This is a genomic window from Steroidobacteraceae bacterium (genome assembly GCA_041395505.1).
GTDB lineage: Bacteria > Pseudomonadota > Gammaproteobacteria > Steroidobacterales > Steroidobacteraceae > JAWLAG01.
This window is the reverse complement of the sequence record JAWLAG010000001.1, coordinates 1,933,009-1,959,673: the sequence shown is the minus strand read 5'-3', so window position 1 is coordinate 1,959,673 and position 26,665 is coordinate 1,933,009. Positions and strand designations below refer to the sequence as shown.

28 protein-coding genes and 1 pseudogene are annotated in these 26,665 nt (G+C 59.2%); 4 read left to right on the top strand and 25 right to left on the bottom strand.

Going from position 1 to position 26,665, the window contains the following annotated elements:
• Positions 1-7 precede the first annotated feature (7 nt).
• The 25 genes and pseudogenes from R3E77_09050 to flgB all read right to left on the bottom strand — a co-directional run bounded on the left by R3E77_09050 (position 8) and on the right by flgB (position 22,934).
• On the bottom strand, positions 8-505 hold the full coding sequence (locus R3E77_09050) for a flagellar basal body-associated FliL family protein (protein MEZ5499558.1): 498 nt from the start codon (positions 503-505) through the stop codon (positions 8-10).
• 130 nt (positions 506-635) lie between these two features.
• Positions 636-1,718, bottom strand: coding sequence for a flagellar hook-length control protein FliK (locus R3E77_09045; GenBank protein ID MEZ5499557.1), 1,083 nt, complete (start codon positions 1,716-1,718; stop codon positions 636-638).
• Position 1,719: 1 nt separating this feature from the next.
• Positions 1,720-2,169, bottom strand: a complete 450-nt coding sequence (gene fliJ / locus R3E77_09040; protein ID MEZ5499556.1) for a flagellar export protein FliJ — start codon at positions 2,167-2,169, stop codon at positions 1,720-1,722.
• A gap of 2 nt (positions 2,170-2,171) precedes the next feature.
• Positions 2,172-3,530: a FliI/YscN family ATPase gene (locus R3E77_09035; protein MEZ5499555.1), complete on the bottom strand. Its 1,359-nt coding sequence runs from the start codon at positions 3,528-3,530 to the stop codon at positions 2,172-2,174.
• Positions 3,527-4,057 (bottom strand): flagellar assembly protein FliH, encoded by a 531-nt coding sequence (locus tag R3E77_09030; GenBank protein MEZ5499554.1) that lies wholly within the window; start codon positions 4,055-4,057, stop codon positions 3,527-3,529. Before R3E77_09030 ends, R3E77_09035 begins: the two co-directional genes overlap by 4 nt.
• 97 nt (positions 4,058-4,154) lie before the next feature.
• Positions 4,155-5,783, bottom strand: coding sequence for a flagellar basal-body MS-ring/collar protein FliF (fliF, locus tag R3E77_09025; GenBank protein ID MEZ5499553.1), 1,629 nt, complete (start codon positions 5,781-5,783; stop codon positions 4,155-4,157).
• 7 nt (positions 5,784-5,790) lie between these two features.
• Entirely contained in the window at positions 5,791-6,135 is a 345-nt protein-coding gene (gene fliE / locus R3E77_09020) for a flagellar hook-basal body complex protein FliE (GenBank protein ID MEZ5499552.1), read from the bottom strand.
• Positions 6,136-6,151: 16 nt separating this feature from the next.
• Complete coding sequence (locus R3E77_09015; GenBank protein MEZ5499551.1) at positions 6,152-7,129, bottom strand: sigma-54 dependent transcriptional regulator; 978 nt, start codon at positions 7,127-7,129, stop codon at positions 6,152-6,154.
• Between the two features lie 112 nt (positions 7,130-7,241).
• A pseudogene (locus R3E77_09010) lies at positions 7,242-8,306 on the bottom strand (sigma-54 dependent transcriptional regulator).
• A 236-nt stretch (positions 8,307-8,542) separates the two neighbouring features.
• Complete coding sequence (locus tag R3E77_09005; protein ID MEZ5499550.1) at positions 8,543-9,115, bottom strand: PilZ domain-containing protein; 573 nt, start codon at positions 9,113-9,115, stop codon at positions 8,543-8,545.
• Between the two features lie 35 nt (positions 9,116-9,150).
• On the bottom strand, positions 9,151-9,570 hold the full coding sequence (gene fliS / locus R3E77_09000; protein MEZ5499549.1) for a flagellar export chaperone FliS: 420 nt from the start codon (positions 9,568-9,570) through the stop codon (positions 9,151-9,153).
• 55 nt (positions 9,571-9,625) lie between these two features.
• The gene (gene fliD, locus R3E77_08995; protein MEZ5499548.1) at positions 9,626-10,999 is read right to left on the bottom strand and encodes a flagellar filament capping protein FliD; all 1,374 of its coding nucleotides are present in this window, start codon (positions 10,997-10,999) and stop codon (positions 9,626-9,628) included.
• Between the two features lie 4 nt (positions 11,000-11,003).
• Positions 11,004-11,369 carry a flagellar protein FlaG gene (locus R3E77_08990; GenBank protein MEZ5499547.1) on the bottom strand — a complete coding sequence of 122 codons (366 nt, stop codon included), beginning with the start codon at positions 11,367-11,369 and terminating at the stop codon, positions 11,004-11,006.
• A 66-nt stretch (positions 11,370-11,435) separates the two neighbouring features.
• A complete protein-coding gene (locus R3E77_08985) occupies positions 11,436-12,572 on the bottom strand; it encodes a flagellin (GenBank protein ID MEZ5499546.1) in 1,137 nt (378 codons plus the stop codon).
• A gap of 185 nt (positions 12,573-12,757) precedes the next feature.
• Positions 12,758-13,951: a flagellar hook-associated protein FlgL gene (flgL, locus tag R3E77_08980; protein MEZ5499545.1), complete on the bottom strand. Its 1,194-nt coding sequence runs from the start codon at positions 13,949-13,951 to the stop codon at positions 12,758-12,760.
• 3 nt (positions 13,952-13,954) lie between these two features.
• Complete coding sequence (gene flgK, locus R3E77_08975) at positions 13,955-15,838, bottom strand: flagellar hook-associated protein FlgK (GenBank protein MEZ5499544.1); 1,884 nt, start codon at positions 15,836-15,838, stop codon at positions 13,955-13,957.
• A gap of 16 nt (positions 15,839-15,854) precedes the next feature.
• On the bottom strand, positions 15,855-16,787 hold the full coding sequence (gene flgJ / locus R3E77_08970; protein ID MEZ5499543.1) for a flagellar assembly peptidoglycan hydrolase FlgJ: 933 nt from the start codon (positions 16,785-16,787) through the stop codon (positions 15,855-15,857).
• The gene (locus tag R3E77_08965) at positions 16,784-17,908 is read right to left on the bottom strand and encodes a flagellar basal body P-ring protein FlgI (protein ID MEZ5499542.1); all 1,125 of its coding nucleotides are present in this window, start codon (positions 17,906-17,908) and stop codon (positions 16,784-16,786) included. Before R3E77_08965 ends, flgJ begins: the two co-directional genes overlap by 4 nt.
• Before the next feature lie 8 nt (positions 17,909-17,916).
• Positions 17,917-18,591 (bottom strand): flagellar basal body L-ring protein FlgH, encoded by a 675-nt coding sequence (gene flgH, locus R3E77_08960; protein ID MEZ5499541.1) that lies wholly within the window; start codon positions 18,589-18,591, stop codon positions 17,917-17,919.
• Positions 18,592-18,619: 28 nt separating this feature from the next.
• Complete coding sequence (gene flgG, locus R3E77_08955) at positions 18,620-19,405, bottom strand: flagellar basal-body rod protein FlgG (protein ID MEZ5499540.1); 786 nt, start codon at positions 19,403-19,405, stop codon at positions 18,620-18,622.
• Positions 19,406-19,428: 23 nt separating this feature from the next.
• Positions 19,429-20,169: a flagellar basal body rod protein FlgF gene (locus R3E77_08950; protein MEZ5499539.1), complete on the bottom strand. Its 741-nt coding sequence runs from the start codon at positions 20,167-20,169 to the stop codon at positions 19,429-19,431.
• A 2-nt stretch (positions 20,170-20,171) separates the two neighbouring features.
• Positions 20,172-21,389, bottom strand: a complete 1,218-nt coding sequence (gene flgE, locus R3E77_08945) for a flagellar hook protein FlgE (protein ID MEZ5499538.1) — start codon at positions 21,387-21,389, stop codon at positions 20,172-20,174.
• Between the two features lie 12 nt (positions 21,390-21,401).
• Positions 21,402-22,070, bottom strand: a complete 669-nt coding sequence (locus tag R3E77_08940; GenBank protein MEZ5499537.1) for a flagellar hook capping FlgD N-terminal domain-containing protein — start codon at positions 22,068-22,070, stop codon at positions 21,402-21,404.
• 20 nt (positions 22,071-22,090) lie between these two features.
• Positions 22,091-22,507: a flagellar basal body rod protein FlgC gene (flgC, locus tag R3E77_08935; GenBank protein ID MEZ5499536.1), complete on the bottom strand. Its 417-nt coding sequence runs from the start codon at positions 22,505-22,507 to the stop codon at positions 22,091-22,093.
• A 22-nt stretch (positions 22,508-22,529) separates the two neighbouring features.
• On the bottom strand, positions 22,530-22,934 hold the full coding sequence (gene flgB / locus R3E77_08930) for a flagellar basal body rod protein FlgB (GenBank protein ID MEZ5499535.1): 405 nt from the start codon (positions 22,932-22,934) through the stop codon (positions 22,530-22,532).
• A 193-nt stretch (positions 22,935-23,127) separates the two neighbouring features.
• Between flgB and flgA the strand changes: the two genes are divergently transcribed.
• The 4 genes from flgA (at position 23,128) to R3E77_08910 (ending at position 26,646) form a co-directional block, all read left to right on the top strand.
• On the top strand, positions 23,128-23,856 hold the full coding sequence (gene flgA, locus R3E77_08925) for a flagellar basal body P-ring formation chaperone FlgA (protein ID MEZ5499534.1): 729 nt from the start codon (positions 23,128-23,130) through the stop codon (positions 23,854-23,856).
• A gap of 26 nt (positions 23,857-23,882) precedes the next feature.
• Positions 23,883-24,230: a flagellar biosynthesis anti-sigma factor FlgM gene (gene flgM, locus R3E77_08920; protein ID MEZ5499533.1), complete on the top strand. Its 348-nt coding sequence runs from the start codon at positions 23,883-23,885 to the stop codon at positions 24,228-24,230.
• Positions 24,231-24,234: 4 nt separating this feature from the next.
• The gene (locus R3E77_08915) at positions 24,235-24,714 is read left to right on the top strand and encodes a flagellar protein FlgN (protein MEZ5499532.1); all 480 of its coding nucleotides are present in this window, start codon (positions 24,235-24,237) and stop codon (positions 24,712-24,714) included.
• Positions 24,715-24,792: 78 nt separating this feature from the next.
• Positions 24,793-26,646 (top strand): SLC13 family permease, encoded by a 1,854-nt coding sequence (locus R3E77_08910; GenBank protein MEZ5499531.1) that lies wholly within the window; start codon positions 24,793-24,795, stop codon positions 26,644-26,646.
• Positions 26,647-26,665 lie beyond the last annotated feature (19 nt).

The following is a 26,665-nucleotide window of genomic DNA, read 5'->3' as shown; positions in this document are numbered from 1 at the left end:
TCCCGTGCTATTGCATTACGAAACTTGTGAAATACAGCGCTTCGACTTTTTCCGGTTCGCCGCCCGCCTGTTTGACGACCTCTTTGACAGCCTCCAGAGCCGCACCGCGAAGCGATTCCTTGCCGTTTCTGTCCGCAAGCTCGGTTGCGGACTGACCACTGAACAGAAGCAGTAGATCGTTGCGTATGGCCGGGTCATTCGCTTTGACGAGTTCAATTGTTTCGAGGTCGTGACTCATCAACTGAACCGCGACCTGCAGGAAACGCACAACCTCTTTCGACTGAAAATTCACCACGAAGGGTGGTTCAAGGGCGAGGTAATGAGCCGGACCAATCGGCTCTTTTGTCTCTTCAGCGGTTTTGGTTTCATCATGCTTCGGTTTGAGAAACCACCAGGCGGCGCCGCCACCGCCAGCCAGAAGCACAACAGCCGCGATGATCAGCGGCAGCTTCGATTTCTTTTTCGGTTGTGCATCGGCTTCTTCAGCATTTGGCTTTTCGGCCATGACAATTACTCCTGGGTTTCGAGGGGTCCTACCCACCAGGAGCAATCTGCGTGCCAACGCAAATTGCGATGAATGTCACAATGCGCGAGGCGCGCAGATAATTCAGTGCCGGATTATTGGCACCAGCCGGTCAGATGTATGCGTCAACCAGTCCTGAAGGAATCGCCACTGGGCCAAGGGCAGACAACACGTCGGTCTCGGTTGCAATCACAGGTCCTGACGGTTCCTGGAACATTCTCGGCATCTCTCTTTGACCGTGACCCTGCGATACGCTGGCATCCGCAAGGGACATGCCAAGTCCATTGAACATTTCTCGAAGTCGCGGCAGGGCACTGTCGATCGCCGTCCTGGTATCTGCGTGCCCGGCAACGAAATGGATGCTCGCGTCGTTGGACCGCAATTCAATGCGAACTTCGATCGGCCCCAACTCTGCCGGTGTAAGGGAAATGCAGACCTTGTGCTGACCATGTTTCAGAGAGACGGCAATGCTCTCCACGAACTTGTCGCGCCACCGGGGCGACATGATTGGCTCCCGCAACTCTCGGACTGGTGCAGCCTCTGCAACGAGACTGTGACTGCCCTGCAGCCCCTTCGGGGCTATACCCTGCGGCAAGCCCGCGTTGGCCGTGTGCGCAAGCCTTGCGGATTCATTCTGTGATTGTGATCCATCCAGTATGGCAAGAAGCGAATGCAAGCCGCCTTTTGCGCTGTCTGCATGAGTCGACTGGGAGGGAACCGATTCCCCGACTGTGGAATCGACGTCGATCGGCGGATCGGCATTGTCCGGTGATAGCGGTGGGAGTCCCTGGTGCCTGTCCATCGACGTGCGCGGACGATTTTCGGAAATTCCATACGCATCGCAAACCTCTGACTTCTCGGGTTTGCGTGCACCATTAACCTCACCCTCACCTTCGCCCGGATTCGATGTGGTCCCTAATGCCGGCCCTGGCGAGCCCGAGGCCGCGATGGATGCTGCGGTGACGACCAGACAGCCGGTCGGCTGCCACGTGTCCTCCGGCGTTGCGTCCGACTTATCGACCCGCATCGGGTCATCCGATGCGTCTTCGGTCGCCGCCAGAGCCAAGTCCGGACTTGGTCGCATCGCGCAGCTCTCAGCCACGATTCCGAAGTCGTCTTCAGCTTCCGGTGAATTCGTGCCCGGTTGGGCTGAGGGCAAAGATGCTTCAGCACCAGCAGTCGGCACCGCTGTCATGCTAACTGCCATTTTTCAGTCTCTGGGTACGATTGGTAACAAGATCATCCGTTGCCTTTTGATCGCGCACAGCGTCGCGCTTGCGACTTTGCACGGCCCAACGGCTTGCCACTCTCTCGACCGATTTGCTGCGCCTCGCCGCTTCGCGCCATAGATGTTGCGCCTTGTCACGTTCTCCTGACGCACGTCGAATATTTTCGTTCTGCTGCGCGATGGCGGACTGCAGTCGCTCGACGAATTGCTGGTAGCCACGGCCCACTGCACCGTTTGTTCCTTCGCCAAAGCGTTTGACGAATTGCTCCCGGTAGGACTTGAGGTATCCGAGCAATTCGTCCAACCGTTGCCTTGCTGCATCAAGGGCCTGTTCCTTCTCGTGCAATGCGCGGCGATGCTCCTGCTCCTGACCTGCCAGTGCCTTGGTAACGGTCTGCATACGCTGGGTACGTCTCACGACTAGTCTCCATCCGTCTCGAGCAGTTTGCGCAGCGCCAGGCTACTCTCGCGTCTATTGGCAGCTATGCTGACGTCCTGTTGAAGAAAATGCTGGATACTCGGCCAGAGGCGCAAAGCTCTATCAAGGCGCGCGTCGACGCCTTCCTTATAAGCACCGATTGCCACCAGGTCCTGGTGGTGTCTGTGTGTCGCTATTAGCTGGCGCAACTCTCGGGCCAGTTGCAGTTGTTCATTTGGAACGATTTCCGTCATGACCCGGCTTATTGATGCTTCGATGTCAATGGCCGGAAAGTGACCGCTATCTGCCAGACTTCTGGACAGTACGATATGACCGTCGAGAATTGCCCGCGCTGCGTCTGCAATTGGATCCTGCAGGTCGTCACCTTCGGTAAGCACTGTATAAAATGCCGTGATGGAACCATCTCCGCCCGCACCGAGGCCCGCGCGTTCGACCAGTTGCGGCAGGCGTGCGAATACGGACGGCGGATATCCTTTGGTCGCCGGCGCTTCACCGATTGCGAGTCCAATTTCGCGCTGCGCCTGGGCGAAGCGGGTCAAGGAATCCATCAGGAGCAACACATGCTTACCGCGAGATCGGAAATACTCCGCATAGCACGTAGCCAGCCAGGCGCCATGCAAACGCATAAGCGGCGATTGGTCTGCTGGAGTTGCAACCACAATCGCACGTTTCCTGTCTTCGGGCCCCAGGATGTTATCGACAAATTCCTTGACCTCGCGGCCACGCTCGCCAATCAGGCCGACAACGATGACGTCGGCACTTGTATAACGGGACATCATTCCAAGTAGGACGCTCTTGCCGACACCGCTTCCGGCAAAAAGGCCCAGGCGTTGTCCTTTGCCTACGGTGAGCAGGGAATTGATGGCACGGACACCGACGTCGAGTGGCTCATTAATCGGCGAGCGCAACAATGGATTGATGCTGGAGCCGAATATCGAAGCTGTTTCGGCACATGCCAGCGCACCGCGGCCATCGAGCGGCTCGCCATTGCCGCCGACGATTCGGCCGAGCAGACCCTCGCCAACGAGCGCATGCTGCACGCTCTTTGCCGGCACGACGCGGGCGCCCAGTTGCAATCCCCGAGCGTCGCCGATCGGCATCAGGTAGGTGGTGTCACTGGAAAATCCGACAATTTCCGCGTCGATCTGCTGCCCATCGCTCGCAATAACCTTACAGCCGTCACCGACAGCGCCGCCACAACCTGCGGCCTGCAGCGTGAGTCCAACGAGACGCGTCAGCTTGCCCTGGATGGGCGGCAAATCGAGGTTTGCGCATCTTTCCAGCGATGTGTCGACAACCCTCCCGAGGCGTGCAACAGCCAGTTCGATGGCCGCGCTCATCGATCCGGTGCTCCGTCGCGCAGATCGGATCTGTCATCGCCCAATATGCTTGCGATCGCGTCATTGATGCGGCTCTCCAGGCGTGCGTCGATAGTGGAAAATCCACTAGTGACAACACAGCCTCCGCGACTGCTGAGCGGGTCCTCGACAATACGCCAAGCGGCACCCGACTCGGCCTCGCGCAAAGCGCCGCGAACGGCGCTGGCATCCTGTGGGTGCATCTTGATAGTCACGACATCGCCGGCGCCAGACAATCGTCCCACGCAGTCTCGAATCACGGAGATCAGTTGCAGCGGTTCCGCGGTCAGCTCGCGGCGGGCCAAATGGCTGCCGAGCAGCAAAGCGATGCGCACCAGGTTCTTGCCAATCTGGGCCTCCAGCATTTGCAACGGGTCAGCGATCATCGCAAGGAGCTTGTTCAATTGTTCGCGTTGCGATACCAGGTCCTGGGTTATGCTGACAACTTCGGCCCGACCAGCCGACTTTCCCGCCTCAAAGCCCTCTTCGAACAGCTGTTGCTCACGCATCGTACTGCTGCGGAGTTTCGGCAGGAGTTGCTTCGGAACCTTGTCCGTCGAAATATCTGGGGGCGACCAGCTCTTTGCCTCTGGTACTGAAATGCTGCTATTCATTCTCGTTCACCCATGTCTTGACTACCTGGGCAACGCGTTTTGGGTCCTGCCCCACCGCTGTTTTCGCTTCAGCGACCTGTTGATCGTAGGCCAATGCCGGGGTTGGCTGGCTCGCCATGGCGCCACCAGTTGCGCTGGCGCCTACCAATTCAGCGTTGGTTGCGCCACCCGAGCCGGCTGTGGCCAGCGCTGGAGGTGGCGCAAACACGGCGCGCAGCATCGGCCGGATCACGGCAAACATCAGCACCAGAGCGAGCACAACACCGAGCACAAGCTTGGCGATTTCCAGAATCCATGGTTGCTTCCAGATCGGCAGTGCTTCTATGGCGTCATCGAGTGCGGGCAGCGGTTCGCCACTGAAAGGTGCATTGATCACGCTTACGCTGTCGCCTCGTTGAGCGTCGAACCCGACTGCATCTCGTACCAAAGCAGTGAGCCGATCCAGCTCCTCGGGCGGCAGTGTCTCCTCGGTGATCTTTCCTTCGGAATCCGCTTTGCGAATGTTATCGACGAGGACGGCGACGCTGAGGCGCCGCAGTTTCCCTGCCGGATTGCGTGTATAGGCGAGTGTTCGATCTATTTCGTAGTTTCTTGTCGACTCGCGTGACTGGGAACCGTTCGCGCCGGGACTGGTGGCTGTCGTCGCTGCTTCAGATCCGGGCGGCAGGGCTACGCCGCTTTCGGGTGGCTGGTTTGTCAGCGATCCTGGCACTCCTCCGGCATCCGCGCCCGTGTTCGAGGACTGCTCGGAGAGTTGCTCGCTACGAACCACCTGGCTTTGCGGACCATATTGCTCGCGGGCCTCCTCCGTGCTGGTCATGTCAAGCTGGGCAACGACCTGCGCGCGTACCCGACCGGCTCCCACAATTGGCGCCAGCAAGTCCTCGATTCGCTTGGCATATTGCTCTTCCATGCGGCGGGCGAACTCGAATTGCTGATCGCGCAGGGCGAATTCGTCTTTCGAATCCGGTACCGACAGCAGCCGACCGCTTTGGTCGATCACCGAGACCGATTCGGGACTCAGATCGGGGATGCTGGATGCAACCAGATTCACGATGGCCAACACCTGATCCGAGCTCAGTCCGCGGCCTGGACGTACCTGTACGACGACCGAAGCACGCGGTGACTGGCGCCCCCGGACGAAGCTTGTGCTGGCGGGAATGGCAAGATGCACCCGGGCAGCCGAGATGGCCTGCAGACTGGCTATCGTTCTGCCGAGCTCCGTCTCAAGCGCCGACTGATATCTCGCGTTGTCGAGCAGCTGGCTGCTGCCAAATCCGGTATCTCCAGCCATTGCGGCCACTGCATTGCCGCTTGCTATCGTACCGCGCGCTGCAAGTTTGAGCCGCGCCTCATCAAGTTGAGCTGCGGGCACGGAAATGCCCTTGCTGCCAGGCTCGAGTCGGTAACGTATGCCTGATGCCTCCAGGCTTTGCGTGACGGTCGCAAGATCGCTGTCCGCCAGATCTGTGTAGAGCAGACTGTACGACGGTCCCCTCAGCCACAGCACAATGCCGACGCCAGCGGCCGCTGCGGCCGCAATACCAAAAAGCAGCAAGAGCGGCTTGAGAGTTACGAGCACGCGATAGGGTGTGTATGGATTCGGCATGGTTTCTGGCATGGATTGACTACAGCGGCATGTTCATGATTTCTTGATAGGCGTTGATGAATCTGTTGCGCACCTCCGCGACTGCACGGAATGAGATGGACGCCTTTTGCATTTCCACCATGACCGCTGGCAGGTCGACTCCCGGGACGCCCTTCTCAAATGCAGTGGCCAACTTGCCGGCTGAGTCCTGGGCGCGATTAACCGCGTCGATGCCCTGTCGAAGCAACGCACCAAATTCGTTTGCTGCACTTCCTTGAGGGGCGGCATGTGGGCGTACGGCTGGCGCAGCAGGCCCATTTGCGCCAATCGTGGATTGCAGCGCACGTATGCTGGATAGGACCCTGTCGATTTCGACGCTGCTCATGTTCACTCACGCGCAATCATGCCAGTGGCACTTCAAGGCCTTCCGTTCGCAGTCGGGCGATCTTGTAGCGCAGGGTTCTCGGACTGATGCCGAGCTGCTCCGCTACCCGCCGTCGATCTCCATTGGCGGAGCGTAACGTGGCCAGGATGAGGTTGTTTTCTGTTTCGCGCAGCGATGTATTCAATGATGCTGCGCCACTGAAGCTTGCAGAACCGGCTGGCTCGTTTGCATCCAGTCTTATGTGGTGTTGCTGGATATTCGCGCCGTCCGCCAATATCGCAGCGCGTTGCAGTACGTTGTCCAGCTCACGCACGTTGCCCCGCCATTGCGCTCGCAACAGCTCAAGGGCAGCGTCGGGCTCGATGGCCGGAACACGACCGATATCGGCGCAACTACGATGCAAAAGGCGCATTGCAAGTGGCAGAATGTCTTCGCGCCGCTCCCGCAACGGGACGACTTTGAGCGGAAAAACATTCAGGCGATAAAACAGATCTTCGCGAAAGTGTCCTGCGCGCACTTCTTCCTGCAGATTCCGGTTGCTTGTCGCCAGCACGCGAACATCGAGGCAGAATGAGGTCGCGGCGCCCAGTCGCTCGACTTCGCGCTCCTGCAGCACACGCAACAGTTTGGCCTGCAGACCCAAGGGCATTTCACTTACTTCGTCGAGCAATAAGGTACCGCTTTGGGCCTGCTCGAATTTCCCCTGATGACTTGCGGACGCACCGGTAAACGCGCCTTTTTCGTAGCCGAACAAGAGCGCCTCCAGCATGTTTTCCGGAATTGCTGCACAGTTGATCGCCACGAAAGGTCCGGTACGTCGCGATGAATTCTCGTGAATGTATCTCGCAACGATCTCTTTTCCGGTTCCAGACTCACCGGTGATCAGCACAGTGCAGTCCGTGGCCGCGACGCGTCGGGCCATCTCAAAGAGACGCTGCGAAGGCGCCGACGCCATGACCGGGGTCAGTGTCGAGAGACGTTCAGCTTGTTTCATCGCCCCATACCGGGTTGAGATTCTCCAGGGCAATGCATTGCAAGATACGTGCCGGGACTTGCTACCCAGTTCATGTGAAACGGCCACGCCAATTCGTCAATTAGGTGACGCATCAATTGCCCGTCTCGCACAACACAGAGCCCATGCCGAACTTTCTGAGCTTCTCGACTAGCGTTGTCCGACGCAAACCAAGGGTCCGAGCTGCTTCAGCAACGGTTCCTTCTGCCCGGTCCAAAGCTTGCCGGATCAACTCGCGTTCAATGTCGTGAAGGTGCTGCCGCAGGTCCAGCCCGGCCTGCGGCAACACGGCTGGGTCTCTCGTCACATCCAGCGCTTGCTCGGTTTCGACAAGTGCGGACTGAGTCCCTATGGGCAGGTTTGTGCCGTGGTCACCAATGCTGAACAGCCCCGCCACTGCCGCCCGCTCTTCAGCCTGCGTCGTGGACACATAGCGCTGCGGAAGATCGCTGCCGCCTACCACAGAGCCAGCGCAAACGATCGCCAGGCGCTCGACCAGATTCTCGAGTTCGCGTACGTTCCCTGGCCAGGAGTATTCCCTTAGCCGCTGAATCGCCGCGGGGGCAAAATCGAGTACCGTGCCGTCCTGTCGAGCGAACTTGCGCGAAAATTGCGCCAGCAACTCAGGAATATCGTCCTGCCTCTCGCGCAGCGCGGGCATTTCTATTGGAAATACATTCAAGCGATAGAAAAGGTCGCCGCGAAAACTGCCGTTCTCAATGGCGCTCTCGAGGTCGCGATGGGTCGCAGCGATAATACGCACATCGGCGCGAATGGGATCGGCGCTGCCGACTTTTTCGAACGTACGCTCCTGGAGAACGCGAAGAAGCTTTACTTGCATGCCTGGGCTCATATCGCCAATCTCGTCGAGGAACAGAGTGCCACCCTGGGCCAGCTCAAACCGACCGCGGCGCGATACGATAGCGCCAGTGAACGCGCCTTTTTCGTGACCGAACAGTTCGCTTTCGAGCAAATCAGCTGGAATCGCTCCGCAATTGACAGCCACGAATGGGCGGGCGGCGCGGGGGCTTTGATTGTGGATCGCACGCGCCGCTACCTCCTTTCCGGTACCTGACTCGCCCAACAGAAGCACCGTGGATTCGAACGGAGCGACCTGACCTATCTGGCGACGAAGGCGGCGCACCGCATCGGAAGTTCCCGTAGGGAGAAGCCGCTCGTCATCGATATCCGATGAGGGCTGGTTCAATGCTCTGCGAAATTCCCTGAATCCGTCACGACGGGTTTCGGTCGCTTCTGAGGTAATCATTGGCATTCATCGTCCTAAGCCTTGACGACAATGATTATCTTGATCAGCGCGCGTCAATGATGTGACACAACTGCCCGAGTGGCAGAGGTTTGCCGCGCGGCTATCACAATTTTATTTCAGGATTTGTCTCAAGGGTTTCGCCGTGTGTTTCTTGAGCCGGCAACGAGTCGACGATGATTCCGAAACACGATCTTTTCGATAAGGTCATTTACCGCTTCGGGATTTCCCTGAAGTTGCATGCTGATCTCACCACTCGAATCGACTGAGTCAACGGTACCCACAAGTGACAGGGGCTGTATAAGGCATTCCCTTAGAAAAATGTCGAGCTGGGCCACATCGCCGACTCTGGTCTGCAGATCCGGCTGGCTCCAGCATGCCGCCACGGTATTGAAGCGTACGGGCACAGCCGCCGGTCTTGGAGCGTAAGCGGCAAGGAGCTGTCCCAGCAGGTCCAGCGCCAGGTTCAGTTTCGTCTCGATACGCAGCAGGTCACCGGCAACCTTGGAGGTTTCTTCGGATTTTTCCATCTGCCCGTGCTCGTCGATGGTCGATGAGACCTGCAACAGGCGAACGTTTCGTTCGGCGAGGGCGAGCATTTCACTTCGTGCTGGTGCTCCGGCCAATACCCGGGCGCGTGCCGGTACGATGTCCGTGTAAGCCAACTCGTCGCAAAGGACAACGGTGTCTGCGCCGTCAAACATTGCTGATCCCGGGTCGTTGCACAGGTGTCACGAACTCAGCGAGCGGTGTTTTGCACTGGGGCCGAGTCACGGGGCAACGCGATCCAGGCCGCCCGGATCTCCTGTAGCAGGGCAATCGATTCGGCGAGGAGTTCCTGCCGGTTCTCGGCGCTGCCCCGTAACAGTTGGCGCTGTACGTAGCCGTATAACTGGTCGAGATTTTGCGACAGCGCGCCACCCGCATCGTGATTCAAGGACGCCTTGAGCTCGTCAAGAATCGCAATTACGCGGTGCACCAGGCGGGCCTTGTCGGCAACCTGACCGCGCTCTATCGCCCCACGAGCCGCTGCGATGCGCTCCAGGGCGCCATCGAGTAACATCAATATCAGCTGCTGCGGATCCGCCGCGGCAACGCCACCATGCGCTGCGACCGACTGGTAGAACTCCACGCGCGAGGATTTCGAGTGAGGCAACATATGCGCCTTTAACGGCGCGTAGACAACCTACTTGAGAAAGTCCCGGATCTGGGAGCTAGTTCCTGGTCGTCGGCAATGACGCGAGTTGCTGGGTCAGAAAGGCCGACGTCGACTGCAGACCTGCCAACAGCGTATCCAATGCGGTAAATTGCGCGCGATACGTCGTCTCGACCGCCTGCATCCGCCTGTCCAATTGCTCGTAAGCCGCATCGAGCCGCCTTTGTTTGCTCTGGAGCGCCTTGGTCCGTACGTCGATTGGCGCGTCACTTCCCAGGATGGCATCGAGTTGCGTCAACATTTGAGCGCCGATACCGTTTTCGCCGGCGAACAAGGCGGCTACGGAGTCAAAGCCGGCGTCGACTGCGGACTGCAATTTGGCGTCGTCGACCGCAATACTACCGTCAGCGTTCGTTGTTATGCCGATTGCCGACAACGAGCTCAAAGCCTGCGGGTTCGTCGACAGCTCGCTGGTCATTGTGCGGCGCAACTGCAATTCCAGGCCACGAAGCATGGAGTCGCCGAGTAACGGCCCCGCAGCCTTGGTGTCAGGGTCGAAACTTCGTAGCTGCGCGCTGGTCAGAAACACCGCGCTAAGCGTCGTCGCGAAGTTCTTTATTTGATCGACGACGGCTTTTTTGTCGGCTGCGATGTCAAGGGCATATGTGGTGCCCGGATCAGCGTTGGTCAGGTTGATCGTTACGCCATCGATGACGTCGTCCAGTGCATTGCCGCTGCTTTGTACATCGAATCCATCGACTTTGAGCAATGCGTCCTGGGCACCCTGGATTTCCGTCAGTGACTGGCCACCAGGCGGGTTGTGCTCGAGGGCGGCAAGGCCACCGTCGCCGCCCGATGGCACTATTGAAATCGTGTTCGCCGCGCCGGTAACCGTTGATGTGAATATCAGACGGGCGCCCGCCGTAGTGTTCACGATCGTCGCGGCGATGCCCGGATTGTCTGTTGCGGAATTGATGGCGTCGCGTATGCCCTGCAGCGTCGAGTTGCCCTGGTCAATAGTCACTTGAAAGGTTTTACTCCCCAGCGACAATTGCAGGTTTCCCGTGCCTACGACGGCCGGGGCACCGCCAGCAAATGAACCACTGGCGAGCTTCTGTGCGGCCGCGATTTGCGTGACTTCGATTGCATAGCTGCCCGCGCTGACCGTCGGCGCGGCAATGGCGGTAAATATGTTCTCGTTGCCGCTCACAGCCGTAAAGGGCGTGAAGTTTTCGATCGAGTCGAATTTCTTGGCAATTGACTGGAGTGCGCCCAAAACGCCTTTCAGCTTGCCCAGGGCAGAAATGGTTGCCTCTGCATCCGCCTTTTGCTGATCGAGGCGCGTTGCCACAGGCGCACGCTCGGCGGCAACCAGCTGCTCCACAATTGCGTTGACATCAAGTCCCGAAGTTATGCCCGGAGAGCGGATCATCGTCTCAGGCCGTCGTATCGAGAATGAGCGCGGCCGACTGATCGGTCATTTCGGTCAAGTGCGCAGCGATGCGCAATGCTTCTTCACTCGGTATCTGCCGGATGAGCTCGCCGGTACTGGTATCACGTACGCTAACAACGACATGGCCCGAGGTCTTGTCGATGCTGAATTGCACGGCATGGCCGCGGCTCGCCAACTCTTCCTGCAACTTTCGCGCGGCCTCTGCGACGGAGCGTCGGTCGTCTGCTGGCCGCTCAACGGCCGAAATGCCCGTACGGGCGTCCTGCGCGGGCTTCTCGCCTGCACTCCTGGTAGCGTCACTGACCGTCAGCTGGCGGGCATTGCCGGCCAGCTCCACTGGTGTAGCCATTGACCTCTCCACCCGGAAGGACGGCCGCCCGATGCGGCCGTCCTCCACTCATTGGCTGCTAAACGCTTAACGCAAGAGCGTCAACACGTTCTGCGGCACTGCATTGGCCTGGGCCAGAATGGCCGTTCCCGCCTGCTGCAGAATCTGCGCCCGCGTGAGGGCAGCGGTTTCTGCCGCGAAATCCGCATCGAGGATGCGGCTACGCGAAGCGCTCAGGTTCTCGACAGCCGTATTGAGGTTGGCGATTACCGAAGTGAAACGGTTCTGGATGGCACCGAGTTCCGCGCGACCGGTATTGACGTCGTTAAGGGCTGCATCCATTGCCTTGATGGCTGTGTCCGCCCCCTGCTGGGAGGTTAGTGCCAGCGTGGCAAAACCGGTCACAGCGGCCGCGTTTGTCGTTGCCGCGGTCAGACCGGTATTGGCGGTCGTGGCGGCACCCGAAAGGGCGATGTCGATGTCACCGGTGCCGACGAGGTCAATGCCCGTGCCTGCGGTGTTCAGGTAGCCAATGACGCCCGTCTGGTTGGACACGTCATTGATCGCTGCCAGCAGGCTTTGTGCACGCTCTGCGTCGGTAGTGTCTCCGGAAATCGCAGCAAGATCTACGCCATTGATTGTGACGTCGCCAGCGGCGAGATCGTCGAACGCAGTCGCAGCAGCGCCTGAGACGGTCGCTTCATCGCGCGTGCCGAGCGAGGCCACATTGGCGTTGACCGACGCGGACACTGCGATTGTTTCGCCGGCATTCGCGCCGACCTGAAACACCTGCGTGGCAAACGTACCGTCCAGCAGCTTGACGCCGTTGAACGAAGTCTGGTCGGCAACGCGCTGGATTTCTTTCGACAGCTGCTGGGCTTCCGCATCCAGAGCTGCGCGATCCGACGCGCTATTGGTAGCGTTACGCGACTGCACGGCCAGTTCACGAATGCGCTGCAGGTTGTTGGTGATTTCCTGCAAGGCACCTTCCGCCGTCTGGGCAAGGGAGATACCGTCGCTGGAGTTTCGCACGGCCTGATTCAGGCCGCGGATCTGGGTGCTGAACCGCTCGGAAATGGCGAGACCGGCGGCATCGTCTTTTGCGCTGTTGATGCGCAAACCCGATGACAACCGCTGCAACGCCGTTGCGAGCTGGCTACCGGACATCGTCAGATTGCGCTGGGCATTCAACGACATCACGTTAGTGTTGATGACTTGGGGCATGGAGCGTCTCCTCACAAACTTTTGATGGCTTGCTCCGGAACCGCCCGGAGCCATACTTGAAGCGTCTCGGCAAGCATCCTCGACGACTTCGATGACTGTATCGGTGCATCCCTGAGCCGACTTGAACCGTTCGGCCGTCGACGACTCAAATTGCGGGCCTCGTCACGAACGATGTTTCAAAGGTTTCAGAGATAGTTGAAAAGCGATAACTGTGTCATTCGCGTATAGGACTGCTGTGCGGCCTGCAGCGTAAGTAATTGCTGATTCATGTGGCTTACCGCTGCCGCATAGTCCAGGTCCCTTATCCGGGACAGGCCTTGCTCCAGATCGACGCCCCGCTGCGCCTGGGAGTCTTCCGCAAGCTGGGCCGCGGAAAGTCGAACACCGACTTCTGCTCGAACTGTCAATGTGTTGTCTACAAGTTCGTCGAGCTGGGCAATTGAGCGGGTAATAGCCGTTGTCGCGCGGGCCAGCGCAGCCGAATCCGGCAATGGATCCTCGAGCGCTGTCGCGAGATCGTCCAGGGCGACAAATGCGCTGACCGATCCTGCACCGGCGATCTCGAAACTGTCGCCGGCTGCCGGCTGTCCGTTGATCTCGATCTCGGCTCCATCGAAGCCTATCGCCGAGCCGGGAGTGTAGGAGCCGCTCGCTACGATCGTACCGGCTGCATCACTTACCTGCCACGAATCGGCCGCGACAAAATCGATTTGATAATCGCTTCCCGTCCATGTTGCCGGGTCGATCACCGCACCCGCGCTGGCGTAGCCAGTGCCGTTGTTCGTCGGCGCCGCACTGACTGAGAAGTTGCCATTGCCGGCAGGGATCTGCTCGAAAACGCGAGCGCCGCTATGTCCATCTGACACGGAGCGTTCGGCAGAAATTTGAACGGTGCGCGATGAGTCGGCGCCACTATAGATGACCGAACCGTTGACATCGGCAAATGGTTGCGTCAACGACGCCAGCCCCGCAAATAGATATTCTCCGGCAGGATCTCTGCGATTGGCGACGGCCATCAGTTCGTTGCGGATGCCTCGAATTTCGGTGGCAAGCATCTGCCTGGAGCGGGAATCGAGGACCGAGTTGTTGCCCTGAACGGCAAGCTCGCGGGCGCGCTGCACAAGACTGCCGATATCCGCGAGCGCTGCCTCTTCGTAGCTAAGCCGGATACTGACCAGATTGGCGTTGCGCCGATACTGGTCCTGAGCCGACAGTTCGCGTTCGATGCCCGCCGCCTGTACGGCCGCAACGGGATCGTCCGCAGGCGAGGAGAATCGCAATCCTGTTGCGATTTGATTCTGGGTCTGTGCCAGACGGGCCTGTTGGCGATTCATGGCCTCGATTGCGGACTCGTGGAATGCCCGGGTGGAAATACGCACTGTCTATCTCCTCGTCGCCGCCAGTAGCGATTCGAACAACGTATCGGCAACCCGGATGACCTGCGCAGCCGCCTGATAAGCTTGTTGCATGCGCAGCATGTTGGCGGCTTCTTCATCGAGATTGACGCCGGAAACCGCATCGCGTGCCCCCATGTCTTCATCGAAGAGCAGCTGCTGTGCATCGTGCGCGGCCTGGTATCGTCGAGTGTCCGAAGCCAAGCGACTGACGAAACTGTCGATTGCACCAACAGCGGATATCCTCCCGCCGTTCAGTACCGGCTCGTCGATACTGCTTGCCATCAGGGCCGCGTTACTGTTGTCGCCGACCGCACCTGCGTTGCGGCGAACTGTGAAACTGTCCCCCGCTATGGGGGCGCCATTGATCTCGAGCGTCCAACCGTTGACCTGAATGGGTTGCCCTGGCGTGTATGCAAAACTGCCCGATCCGTTGATGGAGTAGCTCGTGCCGTCAATGAAAGCAATGGCGACATCCGTAAGCAATGCCGGATTGGCCGGATCCGTCACCGACGGAACGCCGGCCGTGGCGGCGCCACTGTTACCGGGTCCCGAATCCGCCCGCAACGCGGATGCGGCTGCGAGTTGCCTGCCGCTCGACAATCCCACGCCTAGCTGCGAAATGACCCCATCATAGGGCCTGACGAGAAACTGATCGCCTGCAACCGGAGCGCCGCTCACGAGCATTGACAGTCCCGCACCCAGCAGCGGATCCGCAGCCGTTCCGCTGCCAGTCAGGGGCGTAGTGGTACCATCCGGCCATCGGCGCAACGACCAGCTGCTACCGTCGAATTCGAGACGGAAATCACTGGCCTCCAACTGACCGATATCAACCCGATCGACGGTCACGCTCGCAGTGCCGGCGTTGGCGGACCCTGACAGCGCTCTGGCCGAGCTGATGTTGAAGAGCGATTGACCCAGATTACCGTCAAGATCGAGACCGCGTTGCTGTACGGAATTGACCGACTGTGTGATCGTAAAAGCCACGCGTCCCAGTTCGGTTCGTACGTCGTCCAGCATGCCCTGTTGAAACTCAAGCATGCCGCCCAGAGAACCACCTTCTACAAAGTCGGTGATATCAACGTCAGTGGCACCCATACTAAGGCGGCTTCGCGATGGGTCGAAGTTGTCCGCCGTGACAACCATTTCATTGACCGAGGTATTTAGCACCAGTGGCTGACCATTGGCGATGAAAACACTGACACTATTGCCGTCCTGGACCACCGTACTGATGGCAATATGCTTTGCCAGTTCGTCCAGTTTTCGGTCCCGTTCGTCTAGCAAGTCGTTCGGCGGCTGCCCGGCCTGGGCGCCGGAGGAAACAATCTTCGAATTCAGCGTTGCGATACTGCGCGCAAGAGTATTGATTTCGTTGACGTCAGCGTTGATGGTTACACCAGAGCTCCGGTCCAGGTCTTCGATTCGCCGGTCGAAACTCTTCAAGCGGTCGATCATCGATGCAGCTTCGCCCAACATCGCAGCGCGCGCGGCCTCAGATGTTGGTTGCGCCGCAAGTTCCCGCGTCGCGTTCGTGAATCGCTGGATGGCAGCAGACAGCCCGGAGCTCGAGTCGCCCAGCAGATTGCTCAACTGCTCGGCGCGTGCCGCCAACGTATCAAGTTCGCTGAGGTCGGTTCCCGATGTCCGGGCTTGCTGCACCAGATATTCACTGGTCAAGCGGCGCACGGTACTCACCTCAACCCCGGCACCGATAAAACCGTTTCCGGCTGGGAATGCGGGGCGGGTTGCGAATTCCACCCGCTGGCGCGAATAGCCGGGAGTGTTCGCATTGGCGATGTTATGGCTCGTCGTATCCAGGGCCCGCTGGAATGCCAGCAAGCCGGAAAGACCAGTTCTGAGAATATCCGGCACAATGGCTCCCGGGAGGTTAGCCGACTTCTGTCGAAGACGTTAACGGCGTCGCAGTTCGCAACTTTAGATCGGTGTTTGCGAGCAATGCGTCAACCGTTGCGGCCACGCGTGAGAGCTTGCCCGCATAATTTGGGTCGGTGGCATAGCCCCCGGCCTGCAAGGCTCGAGCAAACGCGTGAGTATCATCCGCGGTACCGAGTGCTTCGCGGTAGCGCTTACTGCCGGTCAGCAAGTGCACATAATCGGCGATGCTTCTCTCCAAAGACGGATAAGAGCGAAATTCCTGAATTTTCTGCACGTCCTTACCGTTGACGTGTTCGACAGTCGCTGCCCTTGCCGCCTCGCCGTTCCATCCCTTGCCTGTCTTGATTCCAAACAGATTGTTGCTGCTGGTGCCATTGGCCGCCATTGGCATCGAGCGTCCCCATCCTGTTTCCAATGCGGCATGGGCTATGACGGATCGCACATCCGAGCCGAGCGCTTTCGCGGCCTGTTTGGCCGCTGGAAGAATTCGCGCGACGAAATCCTGCCGATAGTCGCCACTGTTGCCGCCCTGCACGGCCATTGCGGCTGCTATTGGGGAGCGAATCGCCGCTTGCGCTGACGGCACCGTGGCGTGATCTTGCGTCGCCCCGGTCTGAAGGTTCGTATCGAGTTGGCGTATCAGTATTTCTGCGATTCCCAGGCCACCGCGGCGGGACATGCTCCTGGCGATTTGCTCATCGAACATATCCCGATATAGATCGCCCCCGGAACTGTCGAAATTGGGATCTCCGAAGCTGGCCTCGCGCATCGATCTGAGCATCATGTTGACGAACAGGCTTTCGAATTCACGTGCTGCCTGCTTGAGATCCGAGGTTCGATTGGGCGGCAGCGTCTCGACTGGTTTTGCATTCGTCGTTACCGGAATGCCTGGCGTGGCCAAGGAGATTGCTGGCGGTGCGCTCATATCACAACCAACTCCGCGCGTAGAGCGCCGGCTTGCTTGAGTGCCTCGAGAATAGCGACGAGATCACCGGGTGCTGCGCCAACCTGGTTCACGGCGCGTACGATCTCGTCAAGATTCACGCCCTTTTCGAGGAGAAACATGCGCGCCTCCGGTTGCGTCACGTCCACGCTCGATGCCCGAGCGGCGACCGTGTCGCCCTGGGCGAGTGCATTAGGCTGGGACACCTCCACTCGCTCTGTAATAGTGACAGCGAGCGAGCCATGAGTGACCGCAGCTGGTTGCACGCGCACATTGGATCCGATTACGATGGTTCCAGTCCTGGAGTTCACGATGACCCGCGCCGGTGCATCGTCGGGCTCGATTTCGAGTGCCTCGAGCGCGGCGAGAAATGCGACACGTTGTGCAGGCACCACCGGTGCCTCAACGCTGATCGACACCGCGTCCAAAGCCTGCGCCGTCGCTTCCCCAAACGTGGAATTGATCTTGTCCACCAAACGTGAAGCTGTCGCAAAGTCAGCCGTATTGAGGTTCAACGTGACATTCGGCAGTGTCGAAATCGACATCGGTACTTCGCGTTCTACGGTGGCGCCGTCGGGAATGCGCCCGCCACTTGGCACATTGACGGCGATACGCGAGCCATCCTTGCCGGACACGCCGAAGCCGCCGACAAGCAGGCTTCCCTGAGCCATCGCGTATACCTCGCCATCCAGGCCTTTCAATGGCGTCATCAACAGACTGCCTCCGAGCAAGCTGCCGGCATTTCCGATTGATGACACGGTAACATCGATGGTTTGTCCTACTTTGGCAAACGCGGGAAGCTCTGCGTGGACAGTGACGGCGGCGACATTCTTGAGCTGAGGATTGACGTTTGGCGGAATTGTCACTCCGAAGCGCGTCAACATGTTCTTGATGCTTTGTACGGTGAAAGGTGCCTGGCTGGTCTGATCGCCCGTTCCATCGAGTCCCACCACCAGACCATACCCCACGAGTTGATTTCCGCGCACTCCAGCTACCGACGCCAGATCCTTTACGCGATCTGCGAATGCAAATGGGGCGCCAGCGACACAGACAAATGCGAAGATTACACGTAGCAAGTCGCCATGAAATTTCGGATGTATCACCTTCACTCCTAGAATGGCGTCAACGGCGAATTGAAGAATCGTGCCAGCCAGCTAGGCGCATTGGCGCTTGCAATTGCACCACGGCCCCCGTATCCAATGCGGGCGCTTGCCACCTTGTAGGAAGGTACGCTGTTATCCGGTTCGATATCGTATGGGCGAATCACGCCCTGCAATCGAACGAATTCGCGCCCCTGATTGAGCGCCAGCCATTTTTGGCCACGGATCAGCAGATTGCCGTTGGATAGGCGGCGAACTACCGTAACGGTGACGTCACCGTCCAGCCTGTTGCTCTGCGTGCTGCTGCCTTTGCCGGCAAAGTCGCTGCTGTGCCCGAGGTTGGCATCCAGAATCGGAGTGCCGTTGACGGTGACCGGCCGACCGGCCAGTTCCATACCAGGCAAGTCGATATTGGTGGACTTTTCAGTCGAAGTTTCCGCGCTCTTACTGGCGTTGGTGCGCTCCTGCAGTCGCACGGTCAGAATATCGCCGACGCGCCGCGCGGTCATGTTTTCGAACAGTTGCTGGTCCATCCCAGCGCGATAAATCGTACCGGCGGCCGCGGCCGGCGTCTCAATCGGCTCGACCCAATCCGGGTCGTCGGGTTCTGGTGCACGCCCCAGACTGCATGAAGCGAGCAACAGCGTGATGCTGGTTGCAGCGAACAGCTGCAGCAGCAGGCTCAAGTGATCTCTATCGTGCACTGTCGTTCTCTCACAGCCTGTTGGTCAGGTACTCGAGCATCTGGTCCGTCGTTGAGATCGCCTTTGAGTTCATCTCGTAGGCTCTTTGCGTCTCGATCATTGCGACGAGCTCCTCGACCACATTGACATTGGAAGCCTCGAGCGCGCCCTGGACGACTGTGCCGAGACCGTTCAGTCCCGGAGTGCTTGCCTGTGCTGTTCCGCTTGCCGCTGATTCCATCAGCAGGTTCTCGCCTCGCGGTTGCAATCCAGCCGGGTTGATGAAATCGACGAGCTGCAGCTGGCCCACCTGTACCGGTGCTGCCTGGCCGGCGATCTGCGCGCTTACAACGCCATCTGTCGAGATGCTCACGCTCTGCGCGCCGTCAGGAATACTTATGCCCGGCTGAACGATGTAGCCGCTCGCGGTCACCAGCTGACCCTGCGAGTTGATTTGCAACGAGCCATCACGCGTATAGGCCGACGTTCCATCCGGGAGCTGGATCTGCAAAAAGCCACGACCGTTGATAGCGACGTCCAATGCGTTGCCGGTTGTCGTCAGCCCGCCCTGGGTGTACGACTTTTCCGTCGCGACGACCCTCGCGCCGGTGCCCAATGACAGACCTGTCGGCGCCTGGGTATCTTGCGATGTCGCAGCACCAACCTGCCGAACGTTTTGATAAAGGAGATCCTCGAATACTGCGCGACCCTTTTTGAAGCCATTGGTATTGACGTTGGCTAGATTGTGTGCGGTGACACTCATGCGCGTTTGCTGCGCATCGAGTCCGGTCTTGGCTGCCCATAATGCTGTATTCATTGAAAGATCCTCATAGTACCGGTCTAACCCATTTGCAGCAGACGTGCGCTGCTGGTTGCATTTTCTTCCGCGTTGCGAATCATTCGAACCTGCAAATCGTAGCGTCTCGAAATTTCTATCATGTCAACCAAAGCCTGGGCGGTGTTGACGTTGCTCGTCTCGAGGGCACCGCTGCTGACAGCGACGCTCGCACTGGCCTCGGCGGTCGAGCCATCACGCATTCGAAACAGCCCGTCGGCGCCGCGTTGCAGTGTGTCTGGCGGCGGATCGACCAACTTGATGCGGGCAACTGGCGCAGCGCTTTGCGGTGACTGCCCCAGTGCGACCGCCGAAATGGTTCCGTCACGACCAATGAGCAGTGAACTTGACGGCGGGATGGTGATCGGCCCGCCGTCACCAAGAATCACGTGTCCGGCACCGTTGGTCAGCAGGCCACTTGCCTGAATGCGCAGGTCGCCGGCCCGGGTATAGGCTTCCGATCCGTCCTGTGCCTGAACTGCGATCCAACCGGAACCATTGATTGCGACGTCGAGATCGCGGCCAGTTGCCTCCAGCGCGCCGGCATCGAGATTCCAGCCTGTCGTGGAGGTCGTGGCATAGGCGCGGCTGTGATAGCCGGGTCCGGCAATGTCGCGGGCCATGAATGCATTTAGGTCGGCCTTGAACGCGGTCGTCGTTGCATTGGCGAGGTTGTGACTTACCGCAGTCTGCGCGCGAAGCGACTCCTTCGCACCCGACATGGCAATGTAGAGTAATTTGTCCATCACTAACGGATATTGATGATGGTTTGCGTAATTGCGTCGGAGGTCGAGATCATCTGCGCATTCGCCTGAAAATTACGCTGCGCAGTGATCATGTTGACCAACTGTTCCGTAATATCGACCGTAGACGCCTCAAGGGCGCCCGACTGGATCAGTCCCAGACCCGAGTTACCAGCCTGTCCACGCAGAGCCTGTCCAGAAGCAAAGGTTTCGGCCCAGTTAGTGTCACCCAGCTGTTGTAACCCCTGTGGATTGGAGAAGTTGGCCAGCGCAATCTGCCCAAGCGGAAGTGACCGACCGTTGGTGAATCTCGCCTGCACGACTCCTGTGGAGTCCGTATCTATTCCGATGAGGCGGCCGGTCGTGAAGCCGTCCTGGGTAATCGCATTGACATTGAATGCCGAGCCATACTGCGTGGAACGCCCGTAGTCGAAGGTGAGTGCGAGATCAAGAGCGCCCGTGCCCGGGTTGAACGCCGGAAAGGTAAGTTGTCCGTTGGCGGGCGACAGCAGTGTTCCAGTCGGCGAATAATCGAGCGTCTGTGCTCCACCAACCGCGGAACCGTCAATATAGAGGCGTGTCTCCCATTGATTGGGGGTTGCCGTGCGGGAAAAATAGACCGTTGCGGTGTGAGATGCGCCGAGGGAGTCATACACCGTAAGCGATGTGGCCTGGTTATACGTGTCCGGGTCAGCCGGATCGAATCCAGCGACCGGCGGCGGTGATGCGTTGCCCGGCAAGTTGACGATCATTTCCGCGTTATTCGTAGCCTCCGGCGGACTCTCGGTCGTCACGATACGCAAATCAGCCAACGCGCCGGTGTTGAATGTCCCGCCGGAGTTGGGCGGAAAAACCTGCAGGCGTTGTGCCTGGCTGTTGACGACGTAGCCATCCCGATCGACCTTGAATGCGCCGGCACGTGTGTAATTCAACGCTCCATTGTCCGACAGCACAAAGAATCCCTGGCCTGAAACGGCCATGTCCAGGCTGTTGTCCGTGAAGTCGATATTCCCCTGCGTGAACTGCTGGGCTACATCGGATACGCGGACACCATTGCCAATCGCAATGCTCGAGACTCCCTGCGGTGACACGGAGAACAGCTCTGCGAATTCTGCACGAGACTCCTTGAAACCGACTGTACCCGTGTTCGCAATATTGTTGGCCGTTACGCTCAGGTCGGCGGATGCCGCATTGAGACCGGATAACGCAAGACGGAAAGACATCTTCTGCTCCTTCTATTGAATCTGCCGCAGCGCGGTGAGCGGCACAGCACCCATGGATGTATTGACCAGCAATGAAGCATTCGTCGGGTCGACAGCAACGCTATCGATGCGTGCCTCCAACCAGGTCGCAAGTGCACTGGAACTGTTGCCCGTACCCGCTGTTGCGCGAATTACATATTGTCCGGGCACGGCCTTTTCGCCGGTTGCATCGCGGCCATCCCACTCGAATCGCGTCCAACCCGACTGTGCCGGTATCTGAAAACGCCGAATTTCCGTGCCTGCGATGTCGGCGACCGTGATTTCGACGCTGTTGTAGCCGCCTGGCACGTCAACGCCGCCGGCGATACCACCGGAGTCACGGACCGGCGCCGAATTCGCTCGCAGAAGTGCCGAATGCCCAATCAGGGATGCGCCGTTAAGCAGCTGCGTTCCCTGCAGCGATGCGGACAGATCCCCTAGTGACGCTTTGACCCCTTCGATGCCGCTCACCGTGCCAAATTGGGCGAGCTGCCCGAGGAACTCGGTTGGCTCGAGCGGTTTGAAGGGATCCTGGTTGCGGAGCTGCGTAATCATCAGCGTAAGGAATTCGTTTTGGCCGAGCGCGGTGCGCGACGTGCCGTCCGATGGCGACGTGGGCGTCGTCAAACTGGTGGCTGCTGCACTGCCGATGCTGTCGATCATGAGAGGTCGTCTCCGTATTCTCAGGATTGGCCAAGCCGCAATGTCGCGAGCAGGAGATCCTTGGTGGTGTTCATCACCTCAACATTGTTCTGGTAACTGCGAGATGCGGAAATCATGTCGACCATCTGCTCTACGACGTTTACATTGGCGGCATATACGTACCCTTCGGCGTCGGCGAGCGGGTTACCCGGTTCGTAACGGGCCAGCGCCGGGGCGTTACTATCGACAACGCCCCGAACAGCCACACTGGCTGTGCTGCCGTCGCTGGACGCCGGATCCGCCACAGCCTGGAACACGGGCGAGCGCGCCCGGTATACGCCTTCCTTTGTTCCACTGACACTGTTTGCATTCGCAATATTGCTCGCGACCGTATTCAGGCGCACGGACTGGGCACTGAGCCCAGAGCCCGCGATGTCGAAAATCTTGAACGAACCCATTTCAGCTCCTGTACGTTGTGCTCTATTGACCCGTGATGGCTGTAATCAGGCCGCGCAGTTTCGATCCAAGGAATGTCAACGACGCCTGGTAGCGCACCACGTTTTCTGCGTAGGCCGCCTGTTCGAGCTGCGGGTCCACCGTGTTCCCGTCCAGAGACGGCGCCAACGGGACGCGGTAGCGCAGTACGCTGTTCAAATCAGGGTTGCTGGAGGTCGATGAAATATGCCGAGGGTCGGTGCTCGCCAGTGCGGCATTCGGCGCCCGCGGCGAGGCGCTGTCCATCAGTGTCGCGAAATCCAGATCGCGCGCCTTGTAATTGGGCGTGTCGGCATTGGCGATGTTGCTCGCCAGTATCTCGTTTCGCGCAGAGCGCGCCCGAAGCGATGCCGTGTGAACTGCGAGATAGTCGTCAAGCGAGATTGGCATCACATTGTTCCTCGATGAATCATGCCGAAGCTAAAGCAACATGCGTGCCAGCCGATCCCGATTCACCCTGGAGCCGCTTTTGTGAAGGCCGGCACAGGCAATATGCGATCTCGCGCACATTGACGGCAACGCATTGCCGCACCTGCGGCCAAATGTGGTTTGCCAATGGCACGGCATTTGCTTCGTCATGCTCATGAGCAGAACAACCGTCAATAGTCCGACTGCCAGAAATCCAGCGCCGCTGTTCGTTTTGCTTGCCTGTAGCCAGTTGGCTGCCGCAGCACCAACCGGCTCATTGCAAAGTCTCGATGCAATTCGTGTGGTAGCCGAACGCACGTTGATGGCTCAATTCCCACACGAAGAAGTGCAGGTTATCCAGGACAACCTGGATCGACGATTGCGCCTGCCGGCGTGCAAGCAGGCATTGCACGGGCGGATTCCAACTCATACGACAATATCGCGTCAGGCGACCGTAATGATCAGTTGCGATGCGCCCCGCTGGAGCATATACACGCAACTCGCCCTGCGATCACGGATCAATGCATTGGTCGCGAAACGGACTCTGCCGCGCGGCACACAACTGTCGGACGCTGATGTCACTATAGAACGCGAATGGCGGGACGGGCCTCCAGGTGATTATCTTCGCGAGGGTGAGGATCTCACGGCCCTGCAACTACGCCGATCAGTTTCCGCAGGATCCGTGCTGACTTCCAGCGACCTGGAAGCAGCAGTACTCGTGCGACGTGGGCAGTCGGTCACCTTGCTGAGCGAGATGCCGGGCGTGTTGGTGCGCTCCGATGCGATCGCATTGGCGGATGGGCGGCAAGGCGGACCGGTCGCCGTGCGCAGTATTTCCTCGCAGCGGGTTGTCGACGGCGTAGTCGCCGGACCGGGCCTGGTTCGCGCCGGCGCGGGCTATTAAAGAATTGCCAGGCGCGGTCGATATAATTGCTAACGGTCACAGGAAAATTGATTATGACCAATAAAATCAATGGGTTAAACAGTGTCTCGGCCACGGTGACATCGGGGGATGCACCACGCCGCAGCAAAGATGCCGCCGCGGGATCTGGTAGCGACACGGCTCAGACCGCCAATGTCGAAATTACCCAACGCGCGCGTGCCCTCGCCTCGCTCGAAGCGGCGCTCGCCCAAGCGCCGGTCGTCGATGAGCAGCGTGTGGCGGCGATTCGCAGCGAAATCAGCGACGGCCGCTATAGCGTTGACTCGGCCAAGGTGGCCGAACAAATTCTGCGCTTCGACGCTGACCTCGCGACCGCGCGCAAAGCCGACGATTGAATGCATGGAGGCCAAGGCCTGTCTGCAGCAATTTGAGCAGTTCGTGAGCGAGGAGCTGGACGCTCTTGCAAACTTGTCCGAGCTGCTCGAAGACGAGCACCGGCTGCTCGAGCTGGGGCGCGCTGAGGCGCTGCAGCAAGTTACGGCAGCGCGCGAATCCGCGATGACGAGACTATTGCTCCTGCAACGCGACCGCTGGGCGTTGGTTCGCGCGTTAGGGCGCGATGAAAGCCGCAATGGACTCATGCAGGTTCTTCGTTGGTGTGACCCACTTCGAACTCTGACGCCTTCGTTGCAGCGCTGCGCGACACTTGCGGAGAAATGCCGCGATTACAATACGCGAAATGGCGCATTGGTTGCTGCACGCATGCAGCGGCTCGAGCGTCAGCTTGCCTATATGACCACAGGCAGCGCCTCGGGCCAATACGACCCGCTCGCCGAGAGGCAGTCGAGCCGCGGGCAACTTCTCTCCACCCAGCTCTAGTGCCGATTCCATAATTCCACTCGAGCGATTGGATGCGTGTCGCGGCCAAGTGCGTCGCAACCCGATCGTTGCGTTATCATGAGCGCGTTTCATGGACCGGAGCGCGCGATGTTGCGCATGATTCCCTCGCCGCACGCGGTAGCGGCGCTGCTGCTGACAATAATGACGTTCGTCATGTTTGCAACCGCAAGGGTGCGAATCGAATTCATTTGCCTGGGGCTGATCGCCGTACTCGCCCTTGGCTTCTATCTGTTTCCGTTCGAGCAGGCCGGGTCACTGACTGGAATGGAAGTAGCCTTCGGAGGATTCGGGCATGAGGCTCTGGTCGCCATCAGCTGTCTGATGATTCTGGGTCGTGGCCTCGTGGTGACCGGCGCGCTTGAGCCCGCCGCCGCAGCGCTCACCCGGCTATGGCGATTCAGCCGCCTGCTCGGCCTGCTTTGTACCTTGCTTATAGCCGCCATTCTGAGCATGTTTGTCAATGACACGCCGGTACTGGTGCTTGTATTGCCGATCCTGCTTACGCTCGGAACGCGCATCGGTGCGGCGGCATCAAAGACGCTGATGCCCGTAAATTGCGCGATCCTGATCGGAGGCATGGCAACCACGATTGGCACATCCACCAATATCCTTGTCGTATCGATCGCGCGCGACATGGGTCTGCCACCGCTTGGTGTCTTTCAGTTCGCGCCGATCGTCGCGATTGCCGCCGCCGTGGCGCTGCCCTATCTGTGGTTCATCATGCCCCGGCTGCTGCCAGACACAGGTGAGACCGAGAGCCGCGCGCCACGCGATTTCGAGTCGACGTTGCACATTACGGCCTCCAGTTCCGGGCATGGCAAACCTGCTGCTGATTTTCTCCGCCGTATCGGCAGTAATGTCCGGGTACATGCGGTATTGCGCGGCAACCAGACGCTCGCCGATGGTGACGGCCAGGCACTGCTTGAAGCAGGTGACCGCATCCTCGTCACAGGGACGGCCGAGGCGTTGCGCGAACTGCAATCGAGCGAAAAGATACTCCTCGCGGAATCCCACGTGCTGCAGGCTGTGGCATCTGGCCATAGCAATGCCGACATACGCATCGCCCAGGTCGTAGTTGGTTCCGAGTCGACCTTGCTTGGCAGGACCGTTCGAAGCGCGCGCATTGCCGACAGGTACCAGGTCGCGGTTCTTGGCACGATGCATGCTGCGGACCGCTTGCCGGCACTGCGACGCAGCCCTGATCGTTCGCCTATTGATGTCGGGGATGTGCTGCTGGTGCAGGGCACTTCGGAACACCTCGCGGACCTCGAAATCGGTGAGGGCGTCATGGCACTGGAGGGAGGCATAGAGCTCCCGCGCACGAGCAAAGCCCTGACAGCACTGCTGATCATGGCCGCCGTGGTAATCATCGCGGCGACCAAGACATTGCCCATTGCTATTGCGGCCCTGGCCGGTACCATCGCCATGCTGGCCGCCGGATGCGTGAAATTCGAAGGTCTCGGTCGCGCACTCAGTCTCGAAGTGATTGTCCTCGTCGCCGCGAGCATTGCCTTGGGGCGGGCCTTGGTCGAGACAGGCGCCGCGAACTGGCTCGGAATTACTGCCGCCATAGCGCTGCAATCCTTGCCGCCTGCAGCGATTATCGCGGCATTGATGTTACTGGTTACGGTATTGACCAATTTCGTATCGAACGCTGCTGCTGCCGCTGTCGGCACGCCACTAGCAGTGAGCCTTGCGAGCCAATTACACCTGAACGCCGAACCCTTCGTAATAGCGGTGCTATTTGGCTGCAACCTGTGCTATGTGACTCCAGTCGCGTACCAGACGAACATGCTCATCATGAGTGCCGCGCGTTACCAGTTTCGCGATTTTGTGCGAGCCGGATTGCCGCTTGCGTTGCTGATGATTTCGGTGCTGGCCTACCTGCTCGTACGGCACTATGGCCTTTGATTCACTGTGAGAACCAGGG

Bases quoted from the DNA above. Each gene is read 5' to 3' on its own strand.
- flgJ (MEZ5499543.1), bottom strand. From the start codon at position 16,787: ATGAGCGCACCGCCAGCAATCTCCTTGGCCACGCCAGGCATTCCGGTA.
- fliS (MEZ5499549.1), bottom strand. From the start codon at position 9,570: ATGTTGCCTCACTCGAAATCCTCGCGCGTGGAGTTCTACCAGTCGGTC.
- flgG (MEZ5499540.1), bottom strand. From the start codon at position 19,405: ATGAATACAGCATTATGGGCAGCCAAGACCGGACTCGATGCGCAGCAA.
- R3E77_09035 (MEZ5499555.1), bottom strand. From the start codon at position 3,530: ATGAGCGCGGCCATCGAACTGGCTGTTGCACGCCTCGGGAGGGTTGTC.
- flgC (MEZ5499536.1), bottom strand. From the start codon at position 22,507: ATGGGTTCGTTCAAGATTTTCGACATCGCGGGCTCTGGGCTCAGTGCC.
- R3E77_09045 (MEZ5499557.1), bottom strand. From the start codon at position 1,718: ATGACAGCGGTGCCGACTGCTGGTGCTGAAGCATCTTTGCCCTCAGCC.
- fliE (MEZ5499552.1), bottom strand. From the start codon at position 6,135: ATGAGCAGCGTCGAAATCGACAGGGTCCTATCCAGCATACGTGCGCTG.
- flgA (MEZ5499534.1), top strand. From the start codon at position 23,128: ATGAGCAGAACAACCGTCAATAGTCCGACTGCCAGAAATCCAGCGCCG.
- R3E77_08910 (MEZ5499531.1), top strand. From the start codon at position 24,793: ATGAGCGCGTTTCATGGACCGGAGCGCGCGATGTTGCGCATGATTCCC.
- R3E77_08915 (MEZ5499532.1), top strand. From the start codon at position 24,235: ATGGAGGCCAAGGCCTGTCTGCAGCAATTTGAGCAGTTCGTGAGCGAG.
- fliD (MEZ5499548.1), bottom strand. From the start codon at position 10,999: ATGATCCGCTCTCCGGGCATAACTTCGGGACTTGATGTCAACGCAATT.
- R3E77_09050 (MEZ5499558.1), bottom strand. From the start codon at position 505: ATGGCCGAAAAGCCAAATGCTGAAGAAGCCGATGCACAACCGAAAAAG.
- flgB (MEZ5499535.1), bottom strand. From the start codon at position 22,934: ATGCCAATCTCGCTTGACGACTATCTCGCAGTTCACACGGCATCGCTT.
- R3E77_09030 (MEZ5499554.1), bottom strand. From the start codon at position 4,057: ATGCGTGAGCAACAGCTGTTCGAAGAGGGCTTTGAGGCGGGAAAGTCG.
- flgE (MEZ5499538.1), bottom strand. From the start codon at position 21,389: ATGTCTTTCCGTCTTGCGTTATCCGGTCTCAATGCGGCATCCGCCGAC.
- R3E77_09015 (MEZ5499551.1), bottom strand. From the start codon at position 7,129: ATGAAACAAGCTGAACGTCTCTCGACACTGACCCCGGTCATGGCGTCG.
- R3E77_09005 (MEZ5499550.1), bottom strand. From the start codon at position 9,115: ATGTTTGACGGCGCAGACACCGTTGTCCTTTGCGACGAGTTGGCTTAC.
- fliF (MEZ5499553.1), bottom strand. From the start codon at position 5,783: ATGCCAGAAACCATGCCGAATCCATACACACCCTATCGCGTGCTCGTA.
- R3E77_08985 (MEZ5499546.1), bottom strand. From the start codon at position 12,572: ATGCCCCAAGTCATCAACACTAACGTGATGTCGTTGAATGCCCAGCGC.
- R3E77_08950 (MEZ5499539.1), bottom strand. From the start codon at position 20,169: ATGGACAAATTACTCTACATTGCCATGTCGGGTGCGAAGGAGTCGCTT.
- R3E77_08990 (MEZ5499547.1), bottom strand. From the start codon at position 11,369: ATGGCTACACCAGTGGAGCTGGCCGGCAATGCCCGCCAGCTGACGGTC.
- R3E77_08940 (MEZ5499537.1), bottom strand. From the start codon at position 22,070: ATGATCGACAGCATCGGCAGTGCAGCAGCCACCAGTTTGACGACGCCC.